4 protein-coding genes are annotated in these 3,763 nt (G+C 72.7%); all 4 read right to left on the reverse strand.

Annotation, left to right across the window (positions count from 1 at the left end; all coding sequences use genetic code 11):
• On the reverse strand, positions 1–274 hold a 274-nt coding region (locus ITP53_RS54345), incomplete at its 3' end, for a hypothetical protein (RefSeq protein ID WP_195903308.1).
• The gene (locus ITP53_RS54350) at positions 274–1,284 is read right to left on the reverse strand and encodes a thiopeptide maturation pyridine synthase (protein WP_195903309.1); all 1,011 of its coding nucleotides are present in this window, start codon (positions 1,282–1,284) and stop codon (positions 274–276) included. The genes ITP53_RS54350 and ITP53_RS54345, both read right to left, overlap by 1 nt.
• Positions 1,284–2,384, reverse strand: a complete 1,101-nt coding sequence (locus ITP53_RS54355) for a lantibiotic dehydratase C-terminal domain-containing protein (RefSeq protein WP_195903310.1) — start codon at positions 2,382–2,384, stop codon at positions 1,284–1,286. Before ITP53_RS54355 ends, ITP53_RS54350 begins: the two co-directional genes overlap by 1 nt.
• On the reverse strand, positions 2,377–3,474 hold the full coding sequence (locus ITP53_RS54360) for a lantibiotic dehydratase (RefSeq protein ID WP_207757727.1): 1,098 nt from the start codon (positions 3,472–3,474) through the stop codon (positions 2,377–2,379). Before ITP53_RS54360 ends, ITP53_RS54355 begins: the two co-directional genes overlap by 8 nt.
• Positions 3,475–3,763: the final 289 nt, after the last annotated feature.

Raw genomic sequence — 3,763 nt, forward strand, 5'->3', positions numbered from 1 at the left:
CCCCCCGCTCGCCGACGATCGGCCGACGCGAGTTGCGCAGGTCGTGCGCGTCGTTCCCGTCGCGCAGGTCGTCGGGGTCGTGGGGGTCGTCGAGGGGGATCGGGCGGTCGGAGAGGGCGTCCAGCAGGGCCAGTAGGGCCGGGGAGGCGCGGCCGAGGAGGGTGGCGTGCGGCCAGGCGGCCAGCATGAGGTCGCCGTTGGCGGCGGTCGCCCGGTAGACGCCGGGCCGCAGCGCCCATCGGTGTGTCACGACCGGCTCGACCTGTATGGACATCACGTGCCTCCCGTGGCGATCTCGATGGCGGACACCTCGTACTCCTGCTCGACCGCCGAGGCGGCGAAGTGGCACAGCAGCGACCGCTGCACGGCGGTCACCCCCAGCCGGGACAACTGCAGGTAGGTCAGGTTCAGCAACAGCCGGTACCGGCGGAACGACGCCGAGCGCAGCACCTCCTCCTGCCAGGCGCGGTTGCCACGCAGCGCCCGGTGGAACTCGGAGTCCGGCTCGGCGACCGCATCCGGCGACGCGGGTTCGACCACCAGCGCCCCGGAGGCGATCAACTCGTCCCCACGCCCGGCGAACCCGTCGAGCAACTCGGCCCACGCCCGCCCGCGCGGCGTCCCGGCCACCACATCGGCCACCCGCGCACGTAGCTCACCGGCGCGGGAGGCGTACTGGGCGTCCCAGCGCTCACGCACCGTCCCGGGCTGCGCCGTACTCGCCAGGAACGCCTCGGCGTGTGACCGGAACGACACGAAACCCCCGGCGATGCCGCCCTCGGCATAGGCGTGCGCGGCGGCCACCATCAGCTCGAACGCCAGCGCCAGCCGCGACTCCCCCGCCGCCACGGCGTCGAGCTGGTCGAACGCCGCGACGCTCGCGGCGCTGTGGAAGTCGTGGAACAGCTCCTCTGCGGCCACCCCGCCCAGCACGTGCGCGCGGGACCGCGGAACGGCCCGGTGCACCGTGTTGTCCTCGTAGAACGGCAGCAGCGGCTCGTCGATCCGTTCGGCGGCGGCCAGGTGCCGGTGCTGGGCGAGCAGCCGGTCCTGATCGATCCGGACCCGCGACGGCCGGGCGCGCAGGGCCGCCTCCAGCACCTCGCGCACCCGATCCCACGTGGGCCTGGCACCGTCGAACCACCACTCCAGATGCGGCCCGCATACCCAGTGCCGCTGGAACCAGCATCGGCCCGACGCCTCCCCAAGCAGCGGACGGGCCGCCAGGATCAGATGGTCAAGCTCCGGGTCGTGGTACGCCACGTCGACGCGTCGCCAGTTCATCATCGCCTCCCCGCCACAACGGACTCCCGCAATCCCCGTACGGCGAGCAGCCGCAACCGCACCTCAGCCGCCATGGACACACCCAGCCGATTAGCCGCCAGATGCGCACAGTTATCCACCACCACCAACCGATCCACCGCCCCATCCGCCGGCCGACCCACTGGCCCATCCGCCGGCCGACCCACCGGCGGATCCGCCTGCTGATCCACCGGTCCATCCCCTGGCCGATCCACCGCTGCCAAGGCGGCGCTGAGCCGCGCGAACGTGCCCGCCCACGCGTGCAGGCTCGTACCCGAGGCAGGGCCCGCGCCCGAGGCGAAACCCGTGCCCAGAGCAGGGCCCGAACTGGGACCAGGGCGACTCGGGCCAGGACCGGGATGGCTCGAACCGAGACCAGGGTGACTGGGACCGGGATGGCTCGGACCGGAGTCGGGGGAGGTGGAGGCGAGGGGGCGGAGGGCATTGGCCAGGCGCAGCACTCGTTCACGTACCGGTGCGAACTCGGCCTCCACCCGGTCCTCGGGCAGGTCCTGACCGCCGCGCCAGCCCCGGCACAGCGCCTCGACGTCGTCGGCCGGGCGGACACCCGGCACGCCGGCGGCGTACCAGGAGAGCAGCAGGATGCCGAGGACGGCGAGTTCGCGCTGGTTGGCGGTCGGGCGACGGTCGAGGACGTCCAGCGCGAGCCGGCTGGACTCGGTGAAGTGCCGCTCGACCGCGCGCAGCGTGTCGCCGGTGCCGTACTTCGCGGTTTCGGGCCGGTAGGGGGCGAACTCGACGGAGTTGTTCGGCCGGAGCGACGTGAGGTGGTCCGTCATGCCCTCGCGGGCCGCCAGCACCGCCGCGACCTCGGCGTACTCCCGCGCGGTCATGCTCTCGGGCGCGGGATGCGCGGCGAAATAGGCGTTCATGTGGCCGACGACGACGGCCTCGTCCGCGCCGCGCAGGCGCAGCCGTACGTGGCTGCCGCCGTCCCAGTAACGCAGGAAGAAGAAATCGGCCCCGAGCGCGCGTACCAGCGGCGCCACCGCGTCCCGCAACAGCGTGTCGAGGTCACCGCGGTAGTGCAGATGCGCGCTGAGCCAGCGCTGGTCAGACATCGGCCACTCCCCCTGCGTGGATCTCATCGGCCGCTCCCCCTGCGTGGATCTCGACGTGGTATTCGGTCACGTGTGCGGGCGCGCCGCCGGCCAGTGGGTCGGGCAGGGCCTCGTCGATGACGAGCGCGGCGTGCGACCGCGCCGCCCGCTCGAACAGGGCGGCCAGGTGCCAGGAGGCGAAGTCGACGTAGCTGGGCTTGCGGCTTTTGCCGAGTTCGGTGTCGGGTTTCCAGCCGCGCACGAAACAGCGTTCCGGGAGGTCGTACGCGTGCCGCCATTCGGCCAGCGCGAGCAGATATTCGGCGTCCGGCCCCGAACGGGCGGGCACCTCGGCGGCGGGCACGGTCCAGCGGGCGCGCTGCGCGACGACGTCACCGACGGACACCCTGGGGAACCGCCGTGCTCCGTTGGCGAGGTCGCGCAGCGAGATCAGCGGCGGGACGCTCGGGTGGAACAGGTAGGTGGGGGCGAAGGCGCGTTCGAGGAAGCCGGACACCGCGGGCAGCGCCAGCTCGCCCATCATGCCGAGATGCACCGGCTCGATCCGTCCGTGCCGCTCGCTGTGCAGGGAGACGAGATCGGTCTCCGGATCGTGTACGACCTGGAGCTCGCCTGCCGGGATCCGGTGTCCGGGGTCGCGGGCGGACGCCGTGCCGGGGAGGTCGATCTCGAAGAGGGTGCTCGGCGTGCGGGTGTTTAGTGCGGAGCCGTACCTGCCGCCGAACTCGGCGAGCGGCAGGTCCGTACCGGCGGGTCGCTCGGGTGCGGTGCCCGCGCGGCGGAGGAGGTGGTGCAGACGGCCGGACGCGCGCCCGTGCCCAGCGTGTACGGCGTTCACCACGACCTTGCCGGGGAGGATCTGCAGGTAGAAACCGGCGGAGGAAGGCGAGGTCAGCCAGGCGGGCCAGTCGGCGGTGTCGTCCAGCACCTGCCGGCGGCTGAGGTCGCCCTCGCGGGCGAGCGCGCGGGCCCGTTCCCGGAGCCGGTCCAGCTCGCGCAGCCGGGGACTGCCGCCCAGGTCCAGGAACCACGGCATCGCAGCAGGTCCGAACAGGTGCGGCAGCGCCGCCGTGGCCTGCCGGCACACCACCAGAAACGGTGTACGTGATCCGGCCCCAAAACGTTCCCGACAGAACGCACCCACGCCCAGCCGGACCGGAACCTTCCAGTCGAACACCGACAACCACCGCCGGACGGCATCCAGATCGGCCACCACACCACCGGACAGCGGCGGCACCGCCGGCCTCCGGCCACTGACCTCAACCTCATGCGCAGCCTCGACGGGCGCATCAATACCAAGCCGCCGCGCAACAGCGCCAGCAGCGGCAACCACCCTCTCCCGCCGCCGCCCATGATCATCCAGCCCCGCCCTCCCAGGC

The sequence above is a fragment of the Nonomuraea cypriaca genome (assembly GCF_015645445.1).
Taxonomy (GTDB): domain Bacteria; phylum Actinomycetota; class Actinomycetes; order Streptosporangiales; family Streptosporangiaceae; genus Nonomuraea; species Nonomuraea cypriaca.

Bases quoted from the DNA above. Each gene is read 5' to 3' on its own strand.
- ITP53_RS54355 (WP_195903310.1), bottom strand. From the start codon at position 2,384: ATGTCTGACCAGCGCTGGCTCAGCGCGCATCTGCACTACCGCGGTGAC.
- ITP53_RS54350 (WP_195903309.1), bottom strand. From the start codon at position 1,284: ATGAACTGGCGACGCGTCGACGTGGCGTACCACGACCCGGAGCTTGAC.